The sequence below is a fragment of the Candidatus Saccharibacteria bacterium genome (genome assembly GCA_016789455.1).
Classification (GTDB): Bacteria; Patescibacteriota; Saccharimonadia; order Saccharimonadales; family Saccharimonadaceae; genus CAIJKY01.
Map to the genome: position 1 here is coordinate 841,118 of JAEUQU010000002.1, position 22,879 is coordinate 863,996.

At 61.6% G+C, this 22,879-nt stretch carries 24 protein-coding genes; 7 read left to right on the forward strand and 17 right to left on the reverse strand.

Going from position 1 to position 22,879, the window contains the following annotated elements:
- Nucleotides 1–4 precede the first annotated feature (4 nt).
- The 10 genes from JNJ66_05510 to nrdR all read right to left on the reverse strand — a co-directional run bounded on the left by JNJ66_05510 (nucleotide 5) and on the right by nrdR (nucleotide 10,866).
- Entirely contained in the window at nucleotides 5–544 is a 540-nt protein-coding gene (locus JNJ66_05510) for a hypothetical protein (GenBank protein ID MBL8159893.1), read from the reverse strand.
- A gap of 337 nt (nucleotides 545–881) precedes the next feature.
- Nucleotides 882–1,589: a DUF1295 domain-containing protein gene (locus tag JNJ66_05515; GenBank protein ID MBL8159894.1), complete on the reverse strand. Its 708-nt coding sequence runs from the start codon at nucleotides 1,587–1,589 to the stop codon at nucleotides 882–884.
- Nucleotides 1,586–1,993, reverse strand: coding sequence for a DUF2177 family protein (locus JNJ66_05520; protein ID MBL8159895.1), 408 nt, complete (start codon nucleotides 1,991–1,993; stop codon nucleotides 1,586–1,588). Before JNJ66_05520 ends, JNJ66_05515 begins: the two co-directional genes overlap by 4 nt.
- A gap of 5 nt (nucleotides 1,994–1,998) precedes the next feature.
- Nucleotides 1,999–2,628: a vitamin K epoxide reductase family protein gene (locus JNJ66_05525; protein MBL8159896.1), complete on the reverse strand. Its 630-nt coding sequence runs from the start codon at nucleotides 2,626–2,628 to the stop codon at nucleotides 1,999–2,001.
- Entirely contained in the window at nucleotides 2,618–2,878 is a 261-nt protein-coding gene (locus JNJ66_05530) for a hypothetical protein (protein ID MBL8159897.1), read from the reverse strand. The genes JNJ66_05525 and JNJ66_05530 overlap by 11 nt, the downstream gene beginning before the upstream one ends.
- Before the next feature lie 49 nt (nucleotides 2,879–2,927).
- The gene (locus JNJ66_05535; protein ID MBL8159898.1) at nucleotides 2,928–5,177 is read right to left on the reverse strand and encodes an SGNH/GDSL hydrolase family protein; all 2,250 of its coding nucleotides are present in this window, start codon (nucleotides 5,175–5,177) and stop codon (nucleotides 2,928–2,930) included.
- 171 nt (nucleotides 5,178–5,348) lie between these two features.
- On the reverse strand, nucleotides 5,349–5,687 hold the full coding sequence (locus JNJ66_05540; protein ID MBL8159899.1) for a hypothetical protein: 339 nt from the start codon (nucleotides 5,685–5,687) through the stop codon (nucleotides 5,349–5,351).
- 89 nt (nucleotides 5,688–5,776) lie between these two features.
- Nucleotides 5,777–7,144 (reverse strand): hypothetical protein, encoded by a 1,368-nt coding sequence (locus tag JNJ66_05545; protein ID MBL8159900.1) that lies wholly within the window; start codon nucleotides 7,142–7,144, stop codon nucleotides 5,777–5,779.
- Nucleotides 7,145–7,390: 246 nt separating this feature from the next.
- On the reverse strand, nucleotides 7,391–10,252 hold the full coding sequence (locus JNJ66_05550) for a vitamin B12-dependent ribonucleotide reductase (protein MBL8159901.1): 2,862 nt from the start codon (nucleotides 10,250–10,252) through the stop codon (nucleotides 7,391–7,393).
- A 161-nt stretch (nucleotides 10,253–10,413) separates the two neighbouring features.
- Nucleotides 10,414–10,866, reverse strand: coding sequence for a transcriptional repressor NrdR (nrdR, locus tag JNJ66_05555; protein ID MBL8159902.1), 453 nt, complete (start codon nucleotides 10,864–10,866; stop codon nucleotides 10,414–10,416).
- A gap of 415 nt (nucleotides 10,867–11,281) precedes the next feature.
- On the opposite strand from nrdR, the gene JNJ66_05560 reads away from it, so the two are divergent.
- From JNJ66_05560 to JNJ66_05585, 6 genes are all read left to right on the forward strand, one after another.
- Nucleotides 11,282–11,533 carry a hypothetical protein gene (locus JNJ66_05560; protein ID MBL8159903.1) on the forward strand — a complete coding sequence of 84 codons (252 nt, stop codon included), beginning with the start codon at nucleotides 11,282–11,284 and terminating at the stop codon, nucleotides 11,531–11,533.
- Between the two features lie 31 nt (nucleotides 11,534–11,564).
- Nucleotides 11,565–12,008 (forward strand): hypothetical protein, encoded by a 444-nt coding sequence (locus tag JNJ66_05565; protein MBL8159904.1) that lies wholly within the window; start codon nucleotides 11,565–11,567, stop codon nucleotides 12,006–12,008.
- A gap of 146 nt (nucleotides 12,009–12,154) precedes the next feature.
- Nucleotides 12,155–12,739 (forward strand): hypothetical protein, encoded by a 585-nt coding sequence (locus JNJ66_05570; GenBank protein MBL8159905.1) that lies wholly within the window; start codon nucleotides 12,155–12,157, stop codon nucleotides 12,737–12,739.
- A gap of 172 nt (nucleotides 12,740–12,911) precedes the next feature.
- The gene (locus JNJ66_05575) at nucleotides 12,912–13,448 is read left to right on the forward strand and encodes a hypothetical protein (protein MBL8159906.1); all 537 of its coding nucleotides are present in this window, start codon (nucleotides 12,912–12,914) and stop codon (nucleotides 13,446–13,448) included.
- Nucleotides 13,449–13,662: 214 nt separating this feature from the next.
- Entirely contained in the window at nucleotides 13,663–14,250 is a 588-nt protein-coding gene (locus JNJ66_05580; GenBank protein ID MBL8159907.1) for a hypothetical protein, read from the forward strand.
- A gap of 225 nt (nucleotides 14,251–14,475) precedes the next feature.
- Nucleotides 14,476–15,087, forward strand: coding sequence for a hypothetical protein (locus tag JNJ66_05585; protein ID MBL8159908.1), 612 nt, complete (start codon nucleotides 14,476–14,478; stop codon nucleotides 15,085–15,087).
- 246 nt (nucleotides 15,088–15,333) lie between these two features.
- Here the strand turns inward: JNJ66_05585 and ftsZ are convergent, their stop codons facing one another.
- From ftsZ to rpsU, 6 genes are all read right to left on the reverse strand, one after another.
- Nucleotides 15,334–16,569: a cell division protein FtsZ gene (gene ftsZ, locus JNJ66_05590; protein ID MBL8159909.1), complete on the reverse strand. Its 1,236-nt coding sequence runs from the start codon at nucleotides 16,567–16,569 to the stop codon at nucleotides 15,334–15,336.
- Nucleotides 16,570–16,931: 362 nt separating this feature from the next.
- The gene (gene ftsA, locus JNJ66_05595; protein MBL8159910.1) at nucleotides 16,932–18,203 is read right to left on the reverse strand and encodes a cell division protein FtsA; all 1,272 of its coding nucleotides are present in this window, start codon (nucleotides 18,201–18,203) and stop codon (nucleotides 16,932–16,934) included.
- A gap of 61 nt (nucleotides 18,204–18,264) precedes the next feature.
- Complete coding sequence (map, locus tag JNJ66_05600; protein MBL8159911.1) at nucleotides 18,265–19,035, reverse strand: type I methionyl aminopeptidase; 771 nt, start codon at nucleotides 19,033–19,035, stop codon at nucleotides 18,265–18,267.
- Nucleotides 19,019–19,597 (reverse strand): nucleoside monophosphate kinase, encoded by a 579-nt coding sequence (locus JNJ66_05605; protein MBL8159912.1) that lies wholly within the window; start codon nucleotides 19,595–19,597, stop codon nucleotides 19,019–19,021. Before JNJ66_05605 ends, map begins: the two co-directional genes overlap by 17 nt.
- Nucleotides 19,598–19,677: 80 nt before the next feature.
- A complete protein-coding gene (locus JNJ66_05610; protein MBL8159913.1) occupies nucleotides 19,678–20,127 on the reverse strand; it encodes a GatB/YqeY domain-containing protein in 450 nt (149 codons plus the stop codon).
- Nucleotides 20,128–20,201: 74 nt separating this feature from the next.
- A complete protein-coding gene (gene rpsU / locus JNJ66_05615; GenBank protein MBL8159914.1) occupies nucleotides 20,202–20,417 on the reverse strand; it encodes a 30S ribosomal protein S21 in 216 nt (71 codons plus the stop codon).
- Between the two features lie 69 nt (nucleotides 20,418–20,486).
- On the opposite strand from rpsU, the gene JNJ66_05620 reads away from it, so the two are divergent.
- A complete protein-coding gene (locus JNJ66_05620) occupies nucleotides 20,487–21,218 on the forward strand; it encodes an NYN domain-containing protein (protein ID MBL8159915.1) in 732 nt (243 codons plus the stop codon).
- Here the strand turns inward: JNJ66_05620 and recJ are convergent.
- Nucleotides 21,215–22,858 carry a single-stranded-DNA-specific exonuclease RecJ gene (recJ, locus tag JNJ66_05625; protein MBL8159916.1) on the reverse strand — a complete coding sequence of 548 codons (1,644 nt, stop codon included), beginning with the start codon at nucleotides 22,856–22,858 and terminating at the stop codon, nucleotides 21,215–21,217. The genes JNJ66_05620 and recJ overlap by 4 nt on opposite strands.
- Nucleotides 22,859–22,879 lie beyond the last annotated feature (21 nt).

A 22,879-nucleotide genomic window follows, 5' to 3' on the forward strand; every position in this document is an offset into this window, starting at 1 on the left:
CGGTTTAATACTCCTTCTCAATAAACTGCGGCACATAGTCGAACCGCTCTAATTCATACTGGATCTGACCGTACGTCTTACCTGCCAGATAGCCGCCATCCGCCACCGGCTCCTGGGTGATATCCGCCAGACAGACCTCCGGCGGCTGGAACCCGCTCATCTCGGCCGCATCATTGAATGGGAAGTCGATAATCATCAGTCCGTCCAGCTCATCCAGGAACACGTCCACTTCAGCCGGCCGCCCGTAGATGGTGCAGTAGAACCGCCGCTTGCGCACCACTTTGGCCGTCAGGCTGCGGAAGGCGGCGTACTCCTCGCCGGTCAGTTCGATGGTCAGCTCGCTCAGCGTCGAGAAATCCGCCTGGTCGGTGGCAAAGCGCTTGGACAACTGGTAGCGATCGCCGCGATGACGCAGCCGCAGCCGTCCATGGTCGGCTGATTCGGGAATGTAGGCGTCCTCAATAATCTCCGACGCCGCCCCCTCGATCTGCGCCGGCACGTATCGCACCAGGTATGTCTTCTCGTGTCTGACCGCTGCACTCATGTCCGTCTCCTTCTCGTTATTGGTTGCATAAAATAAAAACACTCCATAGAAACTGTTGGAATCCTGGCAGGCCAGGACGGTACCATCCAACTTCTAAAGAGTGTTCTTTAGCGCTCAGTTCATCGCTGTCACGGGCGGCCCGTCGGGTTCTACTCCCACCCGTTCGGCGGCAGTGCTGTCGCTTGGGGTGATTTCTTCCCGCTGCTTCGCGGCTGATAACCGCTCATTCCCGCCGCCGAGGCAGCCGGGAAACGCATATACCCTCAGTATACCCCGTTATCCTGCCCGGCTCAAGAGGTGGCCGGACGGACGCGGACTCAGGCCGCCGAACGCAGCCCTAGGCCGCCTTGCGTGCCGGCTTGGCCTCGTGCAAGGCCAGCCCAAGGAGCATCAGGATCAACGGGCTGACAATACCCAGCCATCCCATCGGCAAACCCAGGCCCATGACGAACAGACCCCACCATTCAATTGACAGCCCGAGCGCTTCGGGCCGCTGACCCAGCCGTCCCAGCAGGCCGCCGAAGATCTGCTTGCCGCGCCTGGCCGCACCCGCCGGCACAAAACCAGGCAACCGGCCCTGGGCCGCCATCTCCATCGCCAGCCCAATCAGCCAGATGGCAAAGCCGATGACCGTCGCCGCCACTGCCGGCGCCGCCGCCAGGTCATAGGCCGAAAGGTTGATGAGCAGCACCGGTGCTGCCACCACAACCGCCAGCGCGGTCTGCGCCAGATAGTCGCGCGCATAGACGGCAAGCGTCCGGCCAGACCGGTCGGCCTTCTGCCTGCCGGCGGCCGCCAGCACCCGGCTGACCGTCAGCATCCCCCAGACAATCACCATGACCGTCACCAGAATACGTATGATGACGGTAAAAGAATCGGCCTCAGGCTGCAGCAAGAAGCTGACCAGCGCCGCCACTATCAGACTGCCCGCCCAGGACAACCCTGCCAGGCCCGGCCGCCGCCAGGCATTCGCCACTAAGAATACCGCCGTTACGAATGCCAGGGCCGCAGCCGCCACCCAGGCCAAAGAAAATCCCTCAATCATACCACCACCCCTTTTAATACCATTACGCTCACGTATGCTGCCAGGCCGGTAGCCGCACCGCCCCATATAACATCCACTACGGCCACCCGCCGCGACCAGTGCCTGAGCGCTGCCAGATTGGCCAGGTTATAGGTCGCATGGGTCACCACGCCAAAGAACACGCCCATTGCCAGCACCGGCCAGTATTCTATGGTCCAGGCCGGCTGCATGACAAAGACCGTCACGCCCACCATATACACCAGATACAGCAGCAGGATGACCCGGACATCCACCCGCTGAGCCAACTGTCCGCCCAGCTCCTGCTGATACATCCGCCGGCGGTACCCCGCCATCCACGCTGCCTCAAGCAGCCCGAATGCCAACCCGAACACCAAGAAATGTGCGAAGAACGTCGAAAGTCCCATATTGCTTACAGCAGCCCTTCCCTGAATTTAGCCAATACCAATATCACCATCAGCAGCAGCCAGCCGGCCACCAGCAGTTTGTCGTAATCCGCCTTCAAAAACTGCAGCACGGTGGCATGCGCCTTCTTGCTCAGGCCGAAGGTATTTTCGCGCAGGTTGTAGCGCAGCAGCGTCTCAAAGATAAGCGTCGTCGAGAACGTCACGATCAGGCACCACGGGCACAGCACCTCGATCACATAGACGCTCTGAAAGAACAGCCAGTAGGCAAAGATCAGCCCCAGGCCATACCCGATCTGGGCGGCAATCAGGAACGGCCGCGGAAAACGCACTCCCGCCAGGCCCGCCATCGCCACCGTCACTACCACCGAATACCCCATCAGCCCGATGATCGGGTTGGGAAAGCCGAACAGGCTGGCCTGCCAGGTCTTCATGACCGTGGCACAGTTCAGCACCAGGTTGAAGTTGCAGCTGAGCGATGCGTCAGGGTTCTGCAGCAGGTGGATACGCTCTACCGTCAGCACGAAGGCCGATAACAGCCCGATCGCGCCGAATGCCAGCATCGTCCCAAAGATCCAACGGTCAGCCCGCCGCAGGTCCTGCCCGCCGCGCTTCCACGGCAACAGCCTAGCGAACATAGTACGACACCTCGCTGATGGTCGGCAGCGGCAGCCCGCGCCACAGCTGTTGCATCTGGCCCTGGTCGTCCAGTGCTACGACAGTCGGATACTCAACGATGTCGTAGGTAGTGATAAACCCGCTGCCTTCCCGGCTGTCCGGGTCAAGCGACTCCAACTGACGGCCCGTCCGGCGCTCGAACTCCCGCATGAATTCCACCACGGGTCGCTCGACCTCCGTATTCGGCCGGTACACAATAATAGTTCTCATGCTTCTAGTATACGCCACCGCCGCCCTAGGACAACCGGCTTGCGGGCCGTTATTGCGCCGTTTTTACCAACCGGCTGCGCAGCAGTCGGGCGTAAGCCGCCTGCCCCTCTTCGTCCGGGAACATCACGACGGCTGGCAGATTGCCATTATCATTGAAGTAGCTGTCCGCCGTACACGGCAGATGGGTAGCGAACGGCGAGTCGGTACCGGCCGCGTCCACGAACTCGAACGGCGCACCCGCCCGCTCCACTGCCGTCCTGACAGAGGCGTTCAGCGAAGCGGTGATGTGCATGGCTGCATTCCGCTCCGGATTAGTGAAGTCCGCACACAGCGTCTCCGTCCGCGGATCCGTCACCGCCGTCGGATACCCCACCACCAGCACTCTCGTCGCTCCGTTGACACCGGCCCGCGCCTTAATGGCCGCATACAGCGCGTCCAGCCGGCCCGGCAATTCCGATTCGATCTTGCGCATAGTGGCACCGTTCAGGCCTGCCTGCAGGCAATTTCCCGCCGAGACGCAGGTGCGCAGGAACTCACGGTACCCTACATCGCTGGCGCCGGCCGTCAGGGTCACCAGGCTGGTCGGCTCGTCCAGTGCCTTCAGCTGGCTCTCGCCTTCCTTCAGTCCACCGTTGATGATGTCGCTGGTCGTCGAACCGGAGCACGCCACGAAGGCCCGTAGCCCCAGACCCAGGCCACTGTCATCCGCCAGCTGCCGCGCAAACGCCCGGTTGCTGCGGTGACAGCCGTTCTCGCCACTTGGCGGAATGAAGCCTGGTACGCCATCGCCCGCCGCATAGCCGTCACCCAGCGCCGCATAGCGCGCCAGCGGCTTCATGAAATCTGATGCCGGATACTCCGCGCCCAGCCCCACTACCGGTATCGACGTCAGCGAGACATCCGCCGCCTCCGAACAACTGGTAAACGTCGGCTGGTTATAATGACAGGTAGCAATGTGCGCCCGCCCCGGTGTCAGCGCCAGCGAGAAGTTCATGCCGGTGCGGAAATTGTCGTACGCCTCAGTCGACCAATCAAGCGTCGTAAAGACGATGGTGCGGTCCGCACCCGTCGGATCAACCACGCTGACCACCACATGCTCATCGCCAGTGCTGCCGTGCTTGCCAGTACTCAGCAGTACCGTGTTGCCATGGCTGTCGACCCGCGGCCGGCCGACCTTGTGTTCGCTATACACGTCAAACCGGTTGAGACTGCGCGAGAAGACCTGTTTGCCCGCCGCATCATACTTGATCAGCCGGTCATCAAAGGTGTCGGGCCCGTCCCCGCGGCCACCCATCAGCACCAGGCCGTCTCCCGGCGCCGGCGCCATCGAGCCGGTCTTGAACACGCAGTTATCAGTCGTGATGGTGCCCGAACTGCCGTTGATGTCATAATAAATGATTTCCGTATCGGCCTTGCAGTCATTCACCACCGGCGTCACCGGGTTCAGCCGCAGATAGATCCGCCCCTCGCCGTTACTCCGCGTCTCAACGATACGCGCCCCCTCCACCGGCTTGCGGCTGTTGACCTGCTCGCTGCCATCCAGCCCAAAGAAGCGCAGCGTCGGGCCGTCCAGTACCGCGAAACCGCTCCGGCTCGGGAAGATATGGGCGTACGGCTCACCCTGTCCGCCACCGCCAGCCAGCAGCGGCACCGTGAATTTCACCTCACCAGTATCAGTATTCAAAGCCACGAGCTTGGCCTGCGGCGCTTCGCAGCCCACATTGCCGCCGGCCAGGAAGTACAGGCTGTTGTCAGCCCCTTCGGTCGGGTACAGCAGTTCGCCCCAGCGGCCTGGTCCGGTCAGCCCTTCGCAGACTTCGACGGCCTGCGGCGCATGAATCAACTCGCCACCCCGGTACGCCGCCAGCCGGCGGTTCTGGGCGAGGCCAAGATCCTGGGCCTGATAGACATATACCGTGCCGTCCCGGGCGACCGTCATGCCGCTCGGTCCGCAGATCGGCGCATACCAGTCCAGCATGCCCTGGCGCTTCACCTGGCCGCTGACGATGCCATCCTCCACCGTCTTAAGGCTGGTCGCCACATGGTCGCCCGGGTTGCACGAACCCGCCGTCACCGAGGTATCGCCGGCCGCATACAGCGCCTCCACGTTGAACGCCCCCAGCGAGGTCTGCACCGGCGCTTCAGCCGACGCCTCCACCGCCTTCACGGCCACCGGCCACGCCACTGCCGCCAGTAGCAGGATAATCGCCGTCACGATGCCCAGCACCCGCCGCCGCATCGTGCGCACCCCCGTCCTCCCCATTACGGAACGTAGTGTGTAAGTCCTTGGCATCTGCATCGCTTGCCCCTTTTTTGTCTCCAGAAGCGCACGCCGTCGGCAGTCCGCCCCAGCCTCCCTTTGTTGTATATATCCCAGTATATGCAAAAGGCTTACGCTTGCAAAGCACAAAGCAAGAAGCCCGGTGGCGTACCGGGCTTCTTGCTTAATATCTTTGTTTTGCCAAGCGGCCTAGAGGTCGTCGTCCTCGTCGTCGTCAAGCTTAGTGGCGGCGACTTCCTTGTCATTCTCCGCCGCCAGCTCGCCCAGCACGATATCGACGTTATCCTCAATGACATCCTGGAGGTCGGGTACGTTGGCGGTCAGCCATTCGCCCAGCTGCTGGTCGGTGCCGTTTTCCTGGAGCTGCAGCAGCTCTTCGAGCTTGTCTTCGTCCAGAGATTCGGTAATCTCGGCGCCGATGCGCTCTTCAACCTGTTCATTAAGGCTGTCGAGTACGGCATCGATGTCCTGGCCGTCGATGACGATGCCGGCGGATTCCAGATCGTCCATGGTGATATAGTCTTGCATGAGTCTACTCCTTTAATGAAATGTTCGTTCGTATGTATTTCGGTACCAGTATAGTGCCTGTGGCGTACCGGCTGCTGTGATGATTCCAACTAGGCGTGGTGACGGCCGGTCGGAGCAGTCGAGCGGTAGTGTGCCTTGGTAGCCGACTTGGCGGCCTTGGCGCCAAAGCGCAGGGCGCTGGCAACGCGGCCGATCTTACTGGTGCGGATACGGTTCTTGACGCTGTCGACGACTTCGCGGCCGGTGGCCTTGGCCTCAGAGACTACCTGCGTGCGGTAGGCCTTGCGGGCTTCGGCGCGGGCGCGCTTCTGGGCAGCGATGTGGCGCTTCTCGGCGGCCTCGACGGCAGCCTCGCGGGCGCGGCGGCGCTCCCTGAAGTGCAGCTCGCCAAGTTCGCGCATGGCGGCGGCGTCGCGTTCGGCCTGCTTGGCCTCGGCGCGCTGTTGGCGTTCGGCCTGCTTGTTTTCGGCTTTCTGGCGGTTGATGGCTTCATTTTCCTGGCGGATGTCGGCGCGGCGGGCGGCGCGCTCCTGGGCGCCAGCAGCCATCTGGCCGGCAATATCGGAGCCCAGTTCAGCAGACTGGCGGGCAGCGTTATTGACAGCGGCGATGATACGGCGGCCAAGGGCGCGGCGGGCTTCACGGCGGGCGGTGCGGCGGTCGAACCGCTCGTTCATCTGCAGGGCGTCGCCGTGGAGATTGTCCATGGCTTCGCGGCGGGCGGTGGTGGTGATGTTTTCCTGGTAGGAATCGTAGGCCTCATCCTGGTTCTGGCGGGCTTCAGCCTGTTCGCGGCCGATCAGGTCAGCGACAGAGTGGGTACCTTCGCCACCGCGGCGGTGGCGGTTTTCGGTGTCGGGGCGGCGGTGGCGGCCGCCTGCCTGCTCGGCATCCATCTGGTTGCGGGCAATGGTCTGCCACTCGGCTTCACGGGGCCACGGGCGCTGGGAGCGGCCGACGAAGATTTCGTCACCTTCGGGCGGCGTGTTGTCGAACAGTGGCTGGCGGTTAATGGCTTCCTCGGCACGGGTGGCAGCGGCTGTGGCCTCATGGCCACGGGCTATGTCTTCACGGGCGGTGGCAGCACCGGCGCGGAAAGCACCGATACGGTCATTGCGATCGTTGAGACCAGGCACTATAGGAGTGGGCTCGTACTGGACGCCTTCGGCGCTGGCGTGGTCGGTGAAGAGACTACCTTCAGACTCAGTGGAAGTGCTCTCGCCTGTCGGGCGGGCAAACAGTTCCTGCGGTTGCACGATTTCGGCGCGGTGGCGGCCGCCGGGAGTTTCGTTGACGGCGATGATTTCGGCATCATCGATACCGTCGTCTTCGCCGTTGTCAGTTATTTCAGACCCGGCCAGGCGGTTGCGGGCTTCGGTCTCTTCGGCCCATGAGAATTTTGCGAGTTCCTTGCCGGCGGGGCCGCCGCCGAGGCGTTCAGCTACTGGTGCTGACATAGTTGGTTTCCTTGTTTGTTTTAACTTTTGTAAGTGTGGTGCTTACGTCGTAGTCATATTATTAGCATAAGTTTGTTAAAAAGTCAATGAGTATACTATGATTTGGACGTATGAGCGAACTTAGTAAATAGCGCTTGCCGTGATGCTTCCCTGTTGTTTAACACCAAAAACCCGGAGACGGATCTCCGGGTTTTTGTAGCGGGTGGCCTGTGCGAGAGGCTGGTCTGCTATGTGGTCAGCGCCGGCTTACGAGCAACCGCTCGTACTGCCACAGGAGGTGCAGACATAGCAGCTGCCGGCACGCTGGGTCTGGTTGCCGCAGTTGCTGCAGAGTGGCGCTGAGCTTTCGGCGACGCTCTGGTGGGTCTGTACACCAGTGGCTTTTTGCGCAGCCAGGCTGGGGGCGACTGCCGGCTGGGCCTGGGCGACCGGGGCCTGATCTGACTTTTTGGCCGGCTTCTGGGCGGCATCCGCCTCTGATTTGAGGTCGCCGGTGGTGCTTTCGGAAGGCTGATCCAGCAGGCTGGTTTGCGCCTTGGTCATCTCGGCTTCCAGGTCTTCGAGGCTGGCCAGGCCGAGCTCGAGGCGGTCATCGAGCGAGAGGTACTCGACGGCCATGCGGCGGAAGATATAGTCGACGATGGAGCTGGCGGTACGGACCTCCGGGTCGTCGGTCAGGCCGGCCGGGGCGAAGGCGGTGTTGCTCATGCCGCGGACGTAGGCCTTAAGCGGCACGCCGTACTGCAGGCCGTAGCTGATGGAGCGGCCAAAGGCATCCATCAGGCCGGCCATGGTCGAGCCCATCTTGGCGACGGTGATGAAGATCTCACCAGGGGTGCCGTCCTCGTACTCACCGACGGTGAAGAAGCCGTGGAGTTCGCTGACGTGGAACTCGAAGGTCTTACTTGCGCGGGTACGCGGCATTTCGCGGCGGGCACCCATGGGCTTGGTGACGATCTCGGTGATCTCGGCGGCAACGGCTGCGGCAACCGATTCCTCACTGCCCTTCTTGACACCCTTGTCCTTTTTGCCCCCGCTCAGTGGCTGCCAGGCCTTGCAGTTGTCGCGGTAGATGGCAACGGCCTTGAGGCCGAGTTTCCAGGAATCGAGATGGAGCTGCTCGACGTCTTCGACGGTGACGTTCTCGGGCATGTTGACGGTCTTACTGATGGCACCGGAGATGAACGGCTGGACGGCGCCCATCATCTTGATGTGGCCGTTGTAGTGGATGGCGTTTTCGCCGACGGCGCAGGCAAAGACGTCGTAGTGGTCTTTTTTGAGGTGCGGGGCGCCGATGACGTTGCCGTGCTCGTGGATGTGGGCCACGATGGCGTCAGCCTGCTGCTGGTCGTAGCCCAGGCGCTGCAGGGCACGCGGGATGGTCTGGTTGACGATGACCATCGAACCGCCGCCGACCAGGTTCTTGAACTTGGTCAGGGAGAAATCTGGCTCGATACCGGTGGTGTCGCAGTCCATCATGAAGCCGATGGTGCCGGTCGGGGCCAGGACGCTGGCCTGGGAGTTGCGGACGCCGTACTTGGTGCCAAGCTCAACGGCTTCGTCCCAGGCTTCGGCAGCGGCCTGGAGCAGGTCTTCGCTGACGAGGCTGGCATCGATGTCGCCGACGGCCTCACGATGCTTGCGCAGGACGCGCAGCATGCCATCGCGATCTTTTGCGTAGCCGTCGAACGGTTCGACCCGCTTGGCGGCCCGGGCGCTGGTGGCGTAGGAGTGGCCGGTAAGCAGCGCGGTGATGGCAGCAGCCTGGGCGCGGCCTTCGGCGCTGTCGTATGGCAGGCCCTGGGCCATCAGCAGTGCGCCGAGGTTGGCGTAGCCGATACCAAGTTCACGGTAGGCGCGGGCGTTCTTGGTGATGCCGGCGGTCGGGTATTCGGAGTAGCCAACCAGGATTTCCTGTGCCAGGAAGATGGTGGCGGTGGTGTGGCGGAAGGCGTCGACGTCGAAGCTGCCATCATCCCCAAGGAACTTGAGCAGATTGAGGCTGGCCAGGTTACAGGCTGAGTTGTCGAGGTGCATGTACTCGGAGCATGGGTTACTGCCGTTAATGCGGCCGGCGTTAGGGGTGGTGTGCCAGTCGTTGATGGTGGTGTCGAACTGCATGCCGGGGTCGGCGCACTGCCAGGCAGCCTCGGCGATCTCGCGGAAGAGAGCACGGGCGCTGACAGTGTCGTGGACACGGCCGTCCTTGACGCCGACCAGGTCCCAGTCGCTATCGTTCTCGACGGCCTGCATGAAGTCGTCGGTGACGCGGACGGAGTTGTTGGCGTTCTGATACTGGATAGAAATGGAGTCCTCGCCGTTGAGGCCCATGTCGAAGCCGGCTTCCTGCAGGACGTGCGCCTTGCGCTCTTCGCGGGCCTTGCACCAGATGAACTCGCGGATGTCCGGGTGGTCGACATTAAGGATGACCATCTTGGCAGCACGGCGGGTCTTGCCGCCGCTCTTGATGGCGCCGGCGCTGGAGTCGGCACCGCGCATGAAGCTAAGCGGGCCTGAGGCGCGGCCGCCACTGGAGCTCAGCGGCTCTTTTGATGAACGGATGGAGCTGATGTTCAGGCCGGCACCGGAGCCACCCTTGAAGATGATGCCTTCCTCGGTGTACCAGTTGAGGATCGAGGGCATGGTGTCCTCAACCTTGAGGATGAAACAGGCGCTTGCCTGCTGGCTGCGGTCGGGCGTACCGATATTGAACCAAACCGGACTGTTGAAGGCGGCGCGCTGGGTGGCCAGGATGTATTTCAGCTCGGAATTGAAGACATCGGCCTCCTGCTCATCCAGAAAATAGCCGTGCTCGTATCCGTACTTGGTGATAGTGTCGGCCACGCGGTCGACGAGCTGGCGCAGCGAACCTTCACGGCCCTTGGTGCCGGGCGTGCCGTGGAAGTACTTCTGAGCGACGATGTTGATGGCGTTCTGACTCCAGAAATCCGGGAATTCGACGCCTTTTTGCGAAAATACTGCCTTGCCCGTGCCGGGATTGATAATTTCTGAATCACGCTTGACCCAGGTGAGCATGTCGTACGGGTGGACCCCCTCTTTGGTGAAGAAGCGCTCTACCTCGAGCGCAGCTGCAGTATTTTGTGCCATTGAACCCTCCTTAATTATCAGCAAACAAGCATATGGACTGCTCCGATACGCAGAAAGTCTGCCCTGATGATGTTAGTGTGATGTTTGTGTTATAACGTAACCCTTATACCCCGGCGACACTCCCTTTGCAGAGACAGTGCCGTATACTCCTGCAGAGACGGCTAGGCGGCGCGCAACTGGTGCAGCACGGCTTCGAATTCATCCAGGCTACGGAAATCCTTGTAGACACTGGCGAACCGGACGTACGCCACCTTGTTGCAGCCGGCCAGCTGGCCAAGTACCAGATCACCGATTTCTGACGAGACGACCTCTTGGCTCCCTCTGCCATAGAGTGTCTCTTCCACCCGGGCGACAATCGCTTCGATCTCCAACTCTGACTGGAAATACTTCCCCACCGAACGGTGGATGGCAGCCAGCAGCTTGTCGCGGTCGAACAGCTCCCGCTTGCCGTCTTTCTTTACGACGGCGAGATTCGGCCGCTCGATACGCTCGTAGGTCGTATAGCGGTAGTCGCACTTCAGGCATTCGCGGCGGCGCCGGATAGAGTCGCCATCGGCGACATCACGCGATTCAACCACTTTGGATGCGATGGTCTGACATTTTGGACATTTCACGTCGTCTGCCCTGCCCTCTGTTTCCGTAATTACGTTAATTGTTTCCCTTGCCCTGGATGCCTCTTCCAAGTCTGATACACACATATCATACCGGCTTCACGCGTCTGCCGCCACCGTACAGGCGTTTTTTACATTGTTCGCCGCTGTATTTCCAGGGTGGCAGCCGGTGCGTTACCAGCCGGTCTGTGCCATATATAGCGTAGCAAGGTACCCCCTACACCTCACAAATAGTGTAGCTGCTAATAAGCATAGCGCTATATGTGGGCTGGCGCAAGCATTTTTGGTGGTGTTTTCCGCAACGTGAAAACCGCCTGGACGGGTTGATTGTTTGACTAAATTATTGCCCGTTGGCATAATCTGGTGGCGCATGCGCGGCCGGACAGACCGGCCCGCTTGAGACGAAGGAGAAACCGCCATGACTGCCGCATCAGGGGCAGGCCTGCCCCGGCGCCGCCGGCTCGGCGTCCGCATCCCCACCGTGGAGCAGTTCAACCTGGGCCGGGCCGTCTTCGTACTGGTCCTGCTGAACTGGGCATTCCCGCTGCCAGTGGCAATGCTGATGCTGGCACCGTTCGGTGGCGTGCCGGGCAGCCTCATCGCAGTCAGTGCTGCCACCGTACTGTTGTTCGCAGGCATCTGCCTGGCAATCAGCACCGAGACCTCGTAGCGCACCTTCCAAAATGAGACAGGAGGCATGCATGCACTCCCCCGGCTCCACCCCCTTTCCCGCCCGGCCGGTTATCAGCCGCCGGGCCGGCTGGTGGCTCGGCGGACTGCTGATCGTGGCGGGTCTGGGCTATCTGTATGCCGGCACCGTGCCCGGCGCGATGGCCCTGGTCTGCCTGGGGTTGCTTTCGGCGGTGTGCGTCTCACGGCCCGCCGACATCAACCATCAGCCGGACGAACCCGACGCACCGCCATCCAGCACCGAACTCTCGGCGCCACACAGCCCGACTTCCCACATCGTGGCCTACATCATCGGCTGCGCGGTACTGCTGCTGCTTGGCATGGGCACGCTGCTGGGCGGTGCGCTGATACTGTCGGGCGTGCCCGGCGTCGACCAGAGTGCCATCGGCGGAGCGGCCGTCATCCTCATCGCCATCACCAGCATGGCCGTGGCTATCCGCAGCCTGATCCGCTGAAGCGGTCGCGCGGACGGGCGGCCGCGTGCCTCCTGTCCGCGTGACCGTCTATATATTGACAATGGCCGCATCTTTTTATGTAATACAGCTTATAGAAGTGTGCAGGGACCTCCTCCCACTTCTGCACATCGAGACAGGGAGACCTTTTGTCCACCGCGAGTGACATGCCATCCGCCAGCCACAACCATCAGTGCGGCACGCCCGACTGCGCCACCTGCATCATCGCGGGTATCAAGGGCCTGCCGCCGGCCCGCGTCGACCGGCGCTCCAGGCCCGACCGGCATATCCGGCGGGCACTGGCGCGCCACAGCCGGCCCGGGCGGCCAAAGCGGTCCAAGCATACGGAGCGCCTTGGCTTCACCACCATGTTGGTCGTCCTGCTGGGTTTGGGCGGCCTGACCCTGCTGGGTCTTGGTGAGTACGTCTACGGCGGGCTGTGCCTGGCCGCACTGGCCGTCCGGGCCATGGAACAGTGCCTGCGGCCGGATGAAGCGTACCCGCCCACCGCCGAACAGCCGCCGTGGTCCAACAGCTTCGTCGCCAATCCGGCCAGCCGGCTGGAGCTGGCGGCCATCGTCATCGTGATCCTGGCGGCCTGCGCCCTGGCGCTGGTGGGCACGGCCGCACTGCAGATCGACAGCCCGATTGCCCTGATGCCGGGACATGGCATGGCCATGATCGGCACCGCCGTCTTCATCATCTGGCGCTGCGCCAGGATGCTGCGGCGATAGCAGTGGCGCGTGCGGCCGGGATTCCCTGTCTCACGCGGCCAGACCGCTTGATCGGATGATCGAGCTGCCTGGCCGCGTGGCGCTTCGCATGGGCGCCTTCAATGCCTGCTTATGCTTATTTTATTGACAAAATAACATTTTTTTGATATAATATATTCACTGAAGTGTGTCTGTGGGCAGCCCGCCCACCACTTCCGTTCCTGAGACAGAGGAGCCACGCACTATGCCGGTCACCGGCCAGCACTACCCCGCCAGCCCCGCTGGCGAGCCTTCCCACGACCCCCGGGAGCTGATCGATCACATGCCGACCGAATCACGTGCCTACGGGCTGCCCTTCGTGGGCGCCTGCGTCAGCTTGACCGTCGGCATCGTCCTGCTGGTCATCGGCCAGACGTTCTACGCCCTGCTGATGACGACGCCGTTCGCCGCCTTCCTGTACGCGGGGCTCTGGACCCCCACGGGACAGCGGCGCACCGCCAATCACAGCAGTGAACAGATCGAGCCGGCACCGCCGACGTCGCCGATGCGGCGCACCATGCTCTTCGGGGCGTTCGGCCTGAGCGGTGTCTTCATGACGGGATCGGCGGTGTTCTGCCTGGCCTTCCTGAGCGTCGGACAGCCCGTCACTCTGGACTGGCCGCAGAGCGTCCTGCTGTGCCTCGCCGGCCTGTACCACATCTGGCGCGCCGTCCGACTGATGGCGCGCTGAGGTGGCGCGTGCGGCCGGGGGTCATGGCCCTCTGTCTCACGCGACCTGTGTCTTCAACGTGTTTGAAGGTGCGGGTCGCGTATTGCAGCTTTTTACAAACTGATTCTTCTCACGCTTATTTGACAAAATAAGATATTTTTGCTATAATATAAGTATAGGAGTGTGTCAGCGGGACCAACCCGCCACTTCTGCAATTTGAGACAGAGGAGCCACTGTGCCTTCCATGACTGGACGCTGCCCCGGCGGCCACGATGACGAGCCGGGCCACGACCCCAACACCTGCGCCGACTGCATTCTGGGCAGCATGAACCCCGAGACGCCCATCGAACCGAGCCCGGCCATCAAGCGGCCGGTCCGGCCGGCGGATGACCAGACGACACCGGGCGTTCACGAGCGGACCCCCGCCCCGGCGGAGGACGTGCGCACCGGGCGCAGCGTCGGCCGCGTCATGCTGGGGTACGTCTCCTGGGCACCCTTCGCCATCCTGCTCGCCTTGGGCGAATGGATGTATGCGACCGTGGTCATCGTCGTCGGCATCACCGTGCTGATCGACGGCCTGGACATCGGGCAGGCGCCGCTCGCGGGCCACCCCCGCAGTGAACGGCGGCCTGGCGCGCTACTCATCCGGACGGTGCCATGCGTGCTGCTCCTGTGCTGTGCCGGTGGCATGCTCTGGTTCGGCGCGGGCTACCTGACGGTGGGCTACAACCCGCTGGACCTGACCCCGGCCCAGGGCCTCACGCTGCTGATCAGCGGCGCCTTCGTGGCCATCCGCTGCGGCACACTGCTCGCCCGCAAGTGACGCACTCGCGTGCGACGGGGGCGGCCAGCCCTCTGTCTCACGCGACCTATGGTTTCAAATATGGCAAGTGCCGCCATTTGAAATCATGGGTCGCGATACAACTTATTAGTTTGAACGACTTGACTTTTATTGACAAAAATTTATTTTGTTATCAAGATGATGCCATAGAAGTGTGCCTACGGGAAGTTCCCGCCACTTCTTGAGTATTCGAGACAGAGGAGCGCCATGACCAGTACCGGTGATTTTGACATTCCCGAGAACCACGAGAGCCTGCCCGGCCATGACCCCGCTGAGTGTATCTGGTGCCTGATGAGGCAGGCCGGCCCTGCGCCGCAACCAGGAGGCAGTCCGGCCGGTCCGGGCCTGCGCCCGCCCGGCCGCCAACACGATGAGACCAGGCTGTTGCCCGGCAGCTTGGCGGGTCCCCGGACCCTGATAGGCAGGACCCGCATCGGGATGGGCGCGGTGGCCATAGTGGTCGCCATCGCCGTGTTCTTCGATGGGCAGGCGGGCTACAGCATCGCCTTACTGCTGTTCGGCATTACCTTCATCACCGATGGGTCACGCGTAGGGCTAGCCCCCTTCAACCGGACCCGTCGCCGCAATGAACGGGCAGCCAAGCACACCGATTGGCGCACGCTGTCACGGCGCCGGGAAGTGATACGGGGCATCATCTGCCTGGCGATCTTCGTCATGGCAGTGGGCGCCGGCGTGGCTGGCGGCATCATCTTTGCCGGTGACGATCAGCCGCCATTCCCCGCCGCCTCCGGTGCGGCCATGGTGGTCAGCGCCCTGGTGTCGCTCTATCGCCTCTCCGTCATCCTGTTCAAGGACTAGGCGGGTCGCGCGCGGCAGGGGCGGCGCCCTCTGTCTCACGCGACCGAAGCATTGAATATTTCATTAAATGTTTCGGTCGCGTTTATTGCTAGTATTTCGCGAACATTTCATTACCCGTTCAGTTTGACCGGCCCGTGATGCCGTTCCGAACATTTAATGAAATAGAAATAAGGCCACGCTCGCAGGCCGGCCTTATTTACGATGTCACAAGATAGGGCCAAGCCGGACGGCCAAGCGCCGGACGCACTACTTCTTTTTGCGCCGCAGGAAGGCTGGCGTGTCAGCCTCGTCGTCGTAGTTCCAGATGTTACCCTTGGGGATGTCGTCTTCGTCGGTGATTTTCTTGACCGGCTCGGCATCGTGCTTGTCGATGTCCATGTCGATTTCTTCGATTTCTTCCTGGTCGAGCTGGGATTCGTCGATGGGCTGCGGCTCATCGGCAGTAGCGGCAGACACAGGTGCCGGCTCGGCGTGCGGTGCAGAGTGGGCGGTCGGAGCTGGTGTCTCCTCCTGCTGCTGGAAGTAGGCGGCATCAAAGCCGGTAGCGATGACGGTGATGATGACCTCATCTTCGAGTTCAGGCTTGAGGGTGGCGCCAAAGATGATATTGGCGTCGGGCGCGACGGCGTTGGTGATGACCTCGGCAGCTTCGTTGACCTCGTGCATGGACATGTCATAGCCGCCGGTGATGTTGAAGAGGACGCCGCGGGCACCATCGATGGATACTTCAAGCAGCGGTGACTCGATTGCCTGCTGGGCGGCCAGGGCGGCACGGTTGTCGCCGCTGGCGCGGCCGATACCCATCAGGGCGGAGCCGGCGCGGCTCATGATGGTTTTGACGTCGGCGAAGTCGAGGTTGATCAGGCCGTGTTCGGTGATCAGCTCCGAGATGCCGGAAACACCCTGGCGCAGGACGTCATCAGCAATCTTGAAAGTCTCGAGCAGCGGCGTGCGGCGATCGATGGTCTGCAGCAGACGGTCATTGGGGATGGTAATAAGCGTGTCGACCGAGTGGCCGAGGCGGGAGATGGCCCATTCGGCGTTGGTGCGGCGCTTCTCACCCTCGAAGCTGAAGGGCTTAGTGGCGACGCCGACGACGAGAATGCCGAGTTCGCGGGCGATATCGGCCACTACATGACCGGCACCGGAACCGGTGCCACCGCCGGCACCGAGCGTAATGAAGAGCATATCAGCACCATCGATAGCCTTTTTGATTTCTTCGCGTGATTCTTCGGCTGCGTGCTGGCCGACGCTTGGGTCGGCACCGGCACCCAGGCCCCGGGTGGTGCCGCGGCCGATGTGGATCTTGACGTCGGCTTTGGAGTTGTGCAGCGCCTGCGCGTCAGTATTGACGGCAATGAACTGGACGCCCTGGACGCCGGCTTCAACCATGCGGTTGATGGCGGAGCCGCCGGCGCCGCCGACACCGACGACTTTGATGGCGGCGAAGGTTTGGATATCGGATGGTGTTACTTCAGGCATATGCTCCAGTATACACTAATTTTATGCATGGCAAAACGGGAAGCTTGAGCGGGATGGGGGCAGGCTCGTAAAACGCCTCAATTGCCTCTTTAACAGATATGAATCTGTATACATAAAGTGATAAAAGCTTATGATTCGCTATCTCACCCGGCCCCGCCAGGCGGTCTTTTTGTGCCGCCTTTCGCGCGGGGCGGACTGATTTTGGTGAGCGGCTACAGCCTGTTTGACCCCGAACACTTATTTTGCACTTAGGGCACGGCACTGACAGTCCGCTCCGGCTGCAGTCGCTTTACGGCACGAAAAGACCGCCTGGCGGGGCCGGGCGGTCGGTGCAAAGTCGAAGGTTTTTGGCGCTTTGTGGACTACGGCTTCAGCTTCTTCAAGAAGCCGCCGAGGGATTTGACGAGCCCGCCCCCACCGCCGCCGCTGGTCTTGCTGATCGGCTTGGCCTTGGCACCGCCGGCGGGCGTGAGGGTGCCACCGGATTCGCTGTCGAGGAGCATCAGACCGACGGCCACGGCGTAATCGGCCTGGTGGACGACGCCGCTGACATCGGTCAAACCGGCCTGGAGCGTGGCAATACGGGCCGACATGCGCAGGTGCTCACGGGCGGTCAGCTCGATACCCTTCATCAGGGCGCCACCGCCGGTCAGGACGGCACCGCCCGGCAGCTTGCCGGCGCGCTTGATGGTGGCCAGTTCGCCATCGATCATCTCGAAGATTTCTTCCAGGCGGGCGCCGACGATCATGTCAATCTCATCAATGTCAAACTCATGCTTTTCATTGTCGTGCGTGACGCCGACTTTCTTGCCCTGCTCTTTTTCCGGGCGGTGGCCGCCGATGGCGTGCTCAAGTTTGATCTGCTCAGCCACGGCCAGGTCGGTACGCAGGCCGATGGCCAGGTCGTTGGTGATATTGACGCTGCCGACCGGCAGGACAGCCACGTGCTGCAGGTCGCCGTCTTCAAAGACGGCGATGTTAGTAGTAGTGCCGCCAAGGTCGATCAGCACGACGCCATTTTCGATATGTTGCTCATTCAATACAGCCCGGGCGGCTGCCAGGCTCGAAACAGCCAGGCCCCGCGGACTAGTCTTCGTCATTTCAACTGCTTTTTCCAAGTTCCGGACATTCGGGGCCAACGCCGTAATTACATGGGCATCAACCTCAAGCCGCATGCCCTGCATACCGACGGGATCCTTGATGTTATCCTGGCCGTCCAGCTGGAAACTGCGCGGGGTGGTCTGGAGGATTTCCTGGTTGGCTGGCATCTGGACGATAGTGGCAGCATCCAGGACCCGCGCCAGGTCTTCTTCGGAAATTTCGTGGCCATGGGCCCCGGCGGCGACGACACCCCGGCTGCTCATGCCGGTGATGTGCGCACCGTTGATACTGACCGTCGCAGCATGGACTTCAAAACCGCTCATGCGTTCGGCGGCGTCAAGCGCCTTATCGATTGCCTGGGCAGTGTTGACGATATTGACGACGACGCCTTTGCGCATGCCGCCGCTGTTCCTGGCTTCCCCACTACCGATGACATTGATACCGGGAGTGCCCGGGTCTTCGTAGCCGACGACGCAGCGTACTTTGGTAGTGCCGACATCCAGGCCGACGATGTAGTGGCCATTTTCTTGCATGTTCATCAGTATAACGCTTGTGCTGTGAAAAGTGAATAAGGGGCGATGGTTCAGCTGGTCCCTACCCCAAGCGGGTTAGGACTTCCGCGCCGGCCGGCGTGACAAGTACGGTATGTTCGAAATGGGCGGCCAGGCTGCCGTCGCGGGTACGGACGGTCCATTCGTCGGCATCAAGCAGGACACGGCGGTCGCCGAGCGTTGCCATCGGTTCGATAGCGATGGTCATGCCGGCCTTGAGCTCCATGCCGGTACCTCCCCGTCCGTAATTTGGAATGTCGGGGTCCTCATGCACCTGATGCCCCACCCCATGACCGACCAGTTCGCGGACGATGCCATACCGGCCGGCGTCCAGCACTTCCTGGACGGCTGCGCCGATGTCGCCGATGCGTGCGCCGGCGCGAACAACTTCGATACCCGCGTCCAGCGAGGCTTCGGTTGCCTGCATCAGGGCGATTACCTGCTTGTTGTTCGGGTTGCTCATGGCCTTCTTGCCGATGAGCATACTGAACGCCGAGTCGGTGATCATGCCCTGGTACGTCACGCCAAAATCAAAACTGACCAGGTCGTTCTCTTTGAACGGGATAGCGTTAGGAATACCGTGCACAACCTCGTCGTTCACCGAGATACAAATGACATCAGGGAAGCCGAGGTACCCCAGAAACGGCGCCGTGGCACCCATGCCTTTGAGCTCGCGTTTGCACAATTCGGAGACGTCCAGGCCACTGCAACCGGGCCGCACAAACTTTTTAATTTCAGCGTGGACGGTCGCGAGCATCCGCCCGCTTTCGCGCATGGCCGCGATTTCAGCCGCAGTCTTAACTCGCGTCAGCATCGTCGCTTTCGTCATCCTTCGTGCCGAAGACCGCCTCGACTTCGGCTTCGATCTTGTCGTGCACCTGGCCGACTGTGTCGTTGCCGTCGATATGGGCGATATGGATTTTCTGCTCGGTCAGATAGGTCAGGATCGGATAGATTTCGGTGCGGTAGATGTGAAGGCGCTCCTCGATGATGCTTTCTGTGTCGTCGGTCCGGCCGCGGAGCTTTAAGCGGCGGACCAGTTCATCCTTCGGCACTTCAAGGATGATGACCAGGGCAATGGCCCGTTCATGCTCCGGCTGGTGATCAATCAGCCACTTGGCCTGCCCCAGCTGGCGTGGATAGCCGTCGACGATGACGTGTTCGATGTCGCGCGAGCGCTTCAGGGCTTCACCCACGACCTGGTTGACCGTTTCGGCATCGGTCAGCGTGCCTGTTGCCAGCTGGGCGGCCAGTTCGGGGTCATGCTTGTCGCGCAGCAGCTGGCCGGAACTCAGCCAGCGCCAGCCGTGCCGGGCGGCCAGTAGCTGTCCTTGTACGCTCTTGCCGGCACCGGGCGGGCCAAAAAATAGAATCATCGTTTCCCTTTCGTCATGCGGAGACCTGGCATTCGCACCGCTTGTTTTTACTCTTGTGAAATAACTCGTTGGTACCCGGCTTAGCCTTTCAGGGCGCGCTGGACTGCGGCGGCGATGCGGGCACCATCGGCACTGTTGCCGACGCGGGCCTTGACCGCTCCGATGAGCTTGCCGACGTGGGCATCCTGGCCCTGGTCGGCGATAGCGGCAGACACCTCGGCATCAAGTGCGGCGTCGTCAAGCTGGGCCGGCAGATATGCCGACAGAATGTCGCGCTCGCTGCGCTCCTTGGCGGCACGGTCAGGGCTACCACCCTTGTCATAAAGCGCAGCGGCTTCTTCGCGCTTCTTGCATTCGCGGGCCACTACTTTTTCGATGGCAGCATCATCCAGGCCGGTGTCACGGCTCTTTTGGGCTACTTCTTCATAGAGGATGGCGCTTTTCAGTCCACGCAGAACATCAGCCTTGTCGCGCTCTCCGGCCAGCATAGTTCGTTTGATGTCGGCGTCGAGACGTTCTTTAAGACTCATGTCCTCCCTTTCAATCGATTAGTTGCTTATTGCGCCAATGCGCCCGACCACGGTCGGTTGAAAGTCGGGTCGGCCTAGCGCAGACCAAGACGGATGCGGCGGGTCTTCTCGGCCTTGCGGGCACGACGCACAATCGCCTTTTTGCGGCGCTCGGTCTTGCTCATCGGTTTCTCGAAATATTGCAGGCTCTTAACGGTGGCGACGACGCCGGACTGCTGTACTTTGCGGCTGAAGCGGCGAATCAGGTTCTCGTTAGCCTCGTTACTGTCTTTTCTTGTCACTGTAATCATATCGGGGCTTATTGTAACAGAACAGATGTAATCGTGCAACACTCGGACGCAGTCTGCTATGATAGGCGCATGACACACGAAAAACATCCCGACCAGCAGGCGAACAACTACGCCTTCATCGACGCGCAAAACCTGCACGCCGGCGTCGACTCGCTTGGCTGGAAACTTGATTATAAGAAATTCCGTGAGTACTTGCGCACCGAACATGATGTCAAGCGCGCCTATCTTTTCATCGGCTTCATGGAAGAGCACCAGCCACTATACAGCGCCTTGCAGGAGGCCGGCTTCATCCTGCACTTCAAACCGTTGGTGCGTCACGACGACAGCACCGTCAAGGGCAATGTCGATGCCGACATGGTCTTACAGACCATGGTCGATTTCGAGCGCTACGAACAGGCGGTCATCATCAGCGGTGACGGCGACTTCGCCGGCCTGATCCGCCACCTGGCCGGCACCGGCAAGCTCAAGCAGGTAATCATCCCCAACCGCAATACCTACTCCTCCCTGTTCAAGCGCCTGGACGAGTTCGGCGACACCTACTTCACCTTCATGAACGACCTGCGCGGCAAATTGGCCTACCGTGATTTCAACAAGAAGCCACGCGGGAACCGCAGCAGCGGCAACCATGACAACGGCAACGAACGTGCCGCCAGCGCTCCGGCGCCTGAGGCCGAAGCTGCCCCACAACAGCCCACCACCAATGGCAAAGGCCGCCGTCCGCACCGCAGCAAGGGTGAGGGCAAATCAATCACCAAGACTGACAAGCTGGCCGACGACGGCCTTGATGTCGTCATCCACTAGGCTTCGATCTTCAGCAGCCTGCCCTGTACGCTGCGCCGTCCGTTCCACTCGTTGATATCGAGCGTACACCAGGCATCCACCTGATTTCCAGGCCGGGCGCCTATCTCCTGCGCCTTTCCAAAAGCGATGACATCGATGGGCCGTTCCGCTTCATCTCCCAGCGTCAACTTCAGGTGGGTCTTTTCGGCGCCCATCTCGCGCCGGGCCAGCACGCGCATACCCGCCAGCCGAAAGACGGGCTGCGGATTGCCGTTACCAAACGGCTCCATGCCGTCTATCATGTCCACCAAGCGCTCATCGACGCCGGTCAGCGACGTCAGGGTGAGGTCGGCCACCGGATCAAGCAGCTGCGCCTGCGGCCCCAGCTTGAGGGAGCGGAAGTAATCGTTGACCGCCTGGCGGAAGTCAGGAATCTTCTCAGGCCTCAGCGTCACGCCGGCCGCCAACTTGTGGCCTCCACCTTTGATGATGTGCTCCTCGGCGGCACGGATGGCGTCAGCGGCACTGAAGTCGCCGTAGCTGCGGGCTGAACCTTTGGCCTGCCCTTCCATCTCCTGCAGCACATAGGTCGGCTTCTTGTACAGCTCGAGTATCTTCGCTGCGACGATGCCGATGATACCGTGCGACCACTCTGCGTGCGACAGCACCAGTACCGGATCGTCGGCATACTGCGCCGCCTGCTCGCGGGCCGCCTGGAAAATGATGTCCTGCTGGGCGCGGCGGTCCAGGTTCATCTGCCGCAGGACGCCGGCCGCTTCCATGCCGGCATCTATGTCCGGTGCGATCAGCACGTCCAGGCTGCGCTGCGCCGTCTCCAGCCGTCCGCTGGCATTCAGGTGCGGCCCCAGCACGAAACCCAGCTGCCGTGCATAGACGGCCGCAATATCAACACCCGCCACCGCCGCAAGCGCCCTGAGGCCAGGGCGGCGCGTCTTCTGCATGACTTTGAGTCCCCAGTGGACGTTCGCCCGGTTCTCATCTTTGAGCGTGACCACGTCACAGACCGTACCAAGCGCCACCAGGTCGAGCAGCCACTTCTCATGCCCTACCGGCAGACCGTCGATACGGCTTTGCAGCGCCTGCACCAGTTTGAAGGCCACACCGACGCCGGCCAGGTCGATGAACGGATACGAGTGGTCGGGTCGTTTGGGATTGATCGTCGCCACAGCCGGCGGCATGACCGGTGCGACGTTGTGGTGATCGGTAACGATGACATCGACGCCCGCCGCCCTGGCATGCTCAATCTCCTTGTGCGACAGGCTGCCGCAGTCCACCGTGATAATCAGCTGGGCGCCACGGTCGACCAGCTGCTGGACGGCCTCCTTCGTCAGGCCGTACCCCTCGACAAAGCGGTTAGGGATGAAGGCATGCAGGTCGGTGATGCCGAATCTGGGCAAAGCATCGAGCAGGACAGAGGTGGCGGTCAGACCATCGATATCATAGTCGCCGTATATGAACACCTTCTCGCCCTTATCGCGGGCAGTGATGATGCGCGCCACGGCCGGTTCCATATCCGGCAATAAAAAGGGATCGTGCCGGAAATCCTCGTACCCGGGATGCAGGTATGCCTTCCGGGCAGCAGGGTCGGCAAGACCGCGCGCTGCGAGCAACTGTTCGAAAATGTCTTCCGCCCTCTTCATAACTGCCTCCAGCATACTGCA

What these genes read in the sequence shown, in the direction of transcription:
- JNJ66_05520 (MBL8159895.1), bottom strand. Translation starts at nt 1,993, where the DNA reads ATGGGACTTTCGACGTTCTTCGCACATTTCTTGGTGTTCGGGTTGGCA.
- recJ (MBL8159916.1), bottom strand. Translation starts at nt 22,858, where the DNA reads ATGAAGAGGGCGGAAGACATTTTCGAACAGTTGCTCGCAGCGCGCGGT.
- JNJ66_05530 (MBL8159897.1), bottom strand. Translation starts at nt 2,878, where the DNA reads ATGAGAACTATTATTGTGTACCGGCCGAATACGGAGGTCGAGCGACCC.
- JNJ66_05545 (MBL8159900.1), bottom strand. Translation starts at nt 7,144, where the DNA reads ATGTCAGCACCAGTAGCTGAACGCCTCGGCGGCGGCCCCGCCGGCAAG.
- JNJ66_05620 (MBL8159915.1), top strand. Translation starts at nt 20,487, where the DNA reads ATGACACACGAAAAACATCCCGACCAGCAGGCGAACAACTACGCCTTC.
- ftsA (MBL8159910.1), bottom strand. Translation starts at nt 18,203, where the DNA reads ATGCAAGAAAATGGCCACTACATCGTCGGCCTGGATGTCGGCACTACC.
- JNJ66_05610 (MBL8159913.1), bottom strand. Translation starts at nt 20,127, where the DNA reads ATGAGTCTTAAAGAACGTCTCGACGCCGACATCAAACGAACTATGCTG.
- JNJ66_05560 (MBL8159903.1), top strand. Translation starts at nt 11,282, where the DNA reads ATGACTGCCGCATCAGGGGCAGGCCTGCCCCGGCGCCGCCGGCTCGGC.
- JNJ66_05550 (MBL8159901.1), bottom strand. Translation starts at nt 10,252, where the DNA reads ATGGCACAAAATACTGCAGCTGCGCTCGAGGTAGAGCGCTTCTTCACC.
- JNJ66_05510 (MBL8159893.1), bottom strand. Translation starts at nt 544, where the DNA reads ATGAGTGCAGCGGTCAGACACGAGAAGACATACCTGGTGCGATACGTG.
- JNJ66_05535 (MBL8159898.1), bottom strand. Translation starts at nt 5,177, where the DNA reads ATGCAGATGCCAAGGACTTACACACTACGTTCCGTAATGGGGAGGACG.
- JNJ66_05565 (MBL8159904.1), top strand. Translation starts at nt 11,565, where the DNA reads ATGCACTCCCCCGGCTCCACCCCCTTTCCCGCCCGGCCGGTTATCAGC.
- map (MBL8159911.1), bottom strand. Translation starts at nt 19,035, where the DNA reads ATGCTGACGCGAGTTAAGACTGCGGCTGAAATCGCGGCCATGCGCGAA.
- JNJ66_05515 (MBL8159894.1), bottom strand. Translation starts at nt 1,589, where the DNA reads ATGATTGAGGGATTTTCTTTGGCCTGGGTGGCGGCTGCGGCCCTGGCA.
- rpsU (MBL8159914.1), bottom strand. Translation starts at nt 20,417, where the DNA reads ATGATTACAGTGACAAGAAAAGACAGTAACGAGGCTAACGAGAACCTG.
- JNJ66_05605 (MBL8159912.1), bottom strand. Translation starts at nt 19,597, where the DNA reads ATGATTCTATTTTTTGGCCCGCCCGGTGCCGGCAAGAGCGTACAAGGA.
- JNJ66_05540 (MBL8159899.1), bottom strand. Translation starts at nt 5,687, where the DNA reads ATGCAAGACTATATCACCATGGACGATCTGGAATCCGCCGGCATCGTC.
- JNJ66_05585 (MBL8159908.1), top strand. Translation starts at nt 14,476, where the DNA reads ATGACCAGTACCGGTGATTTTGACATTCCCGAGAACCACGAGAGCCTG.
- ftsZ (MBL8159909.1), bottom strand. Translation starts at nt 16,569, where the DNA reads ATGCCTGAAGTAACACCATCCGATATCCAAACCTTCGCCGCCATCAAA.
- JNJ66_05525 (MBL8159896.1), bottom strand. Translation starts at nt 2,628, where the DNA reads ATGTTCGCTAGGCTGTTGCCGTGGAAGCGCGGCGGGCAGGACCTGCGG.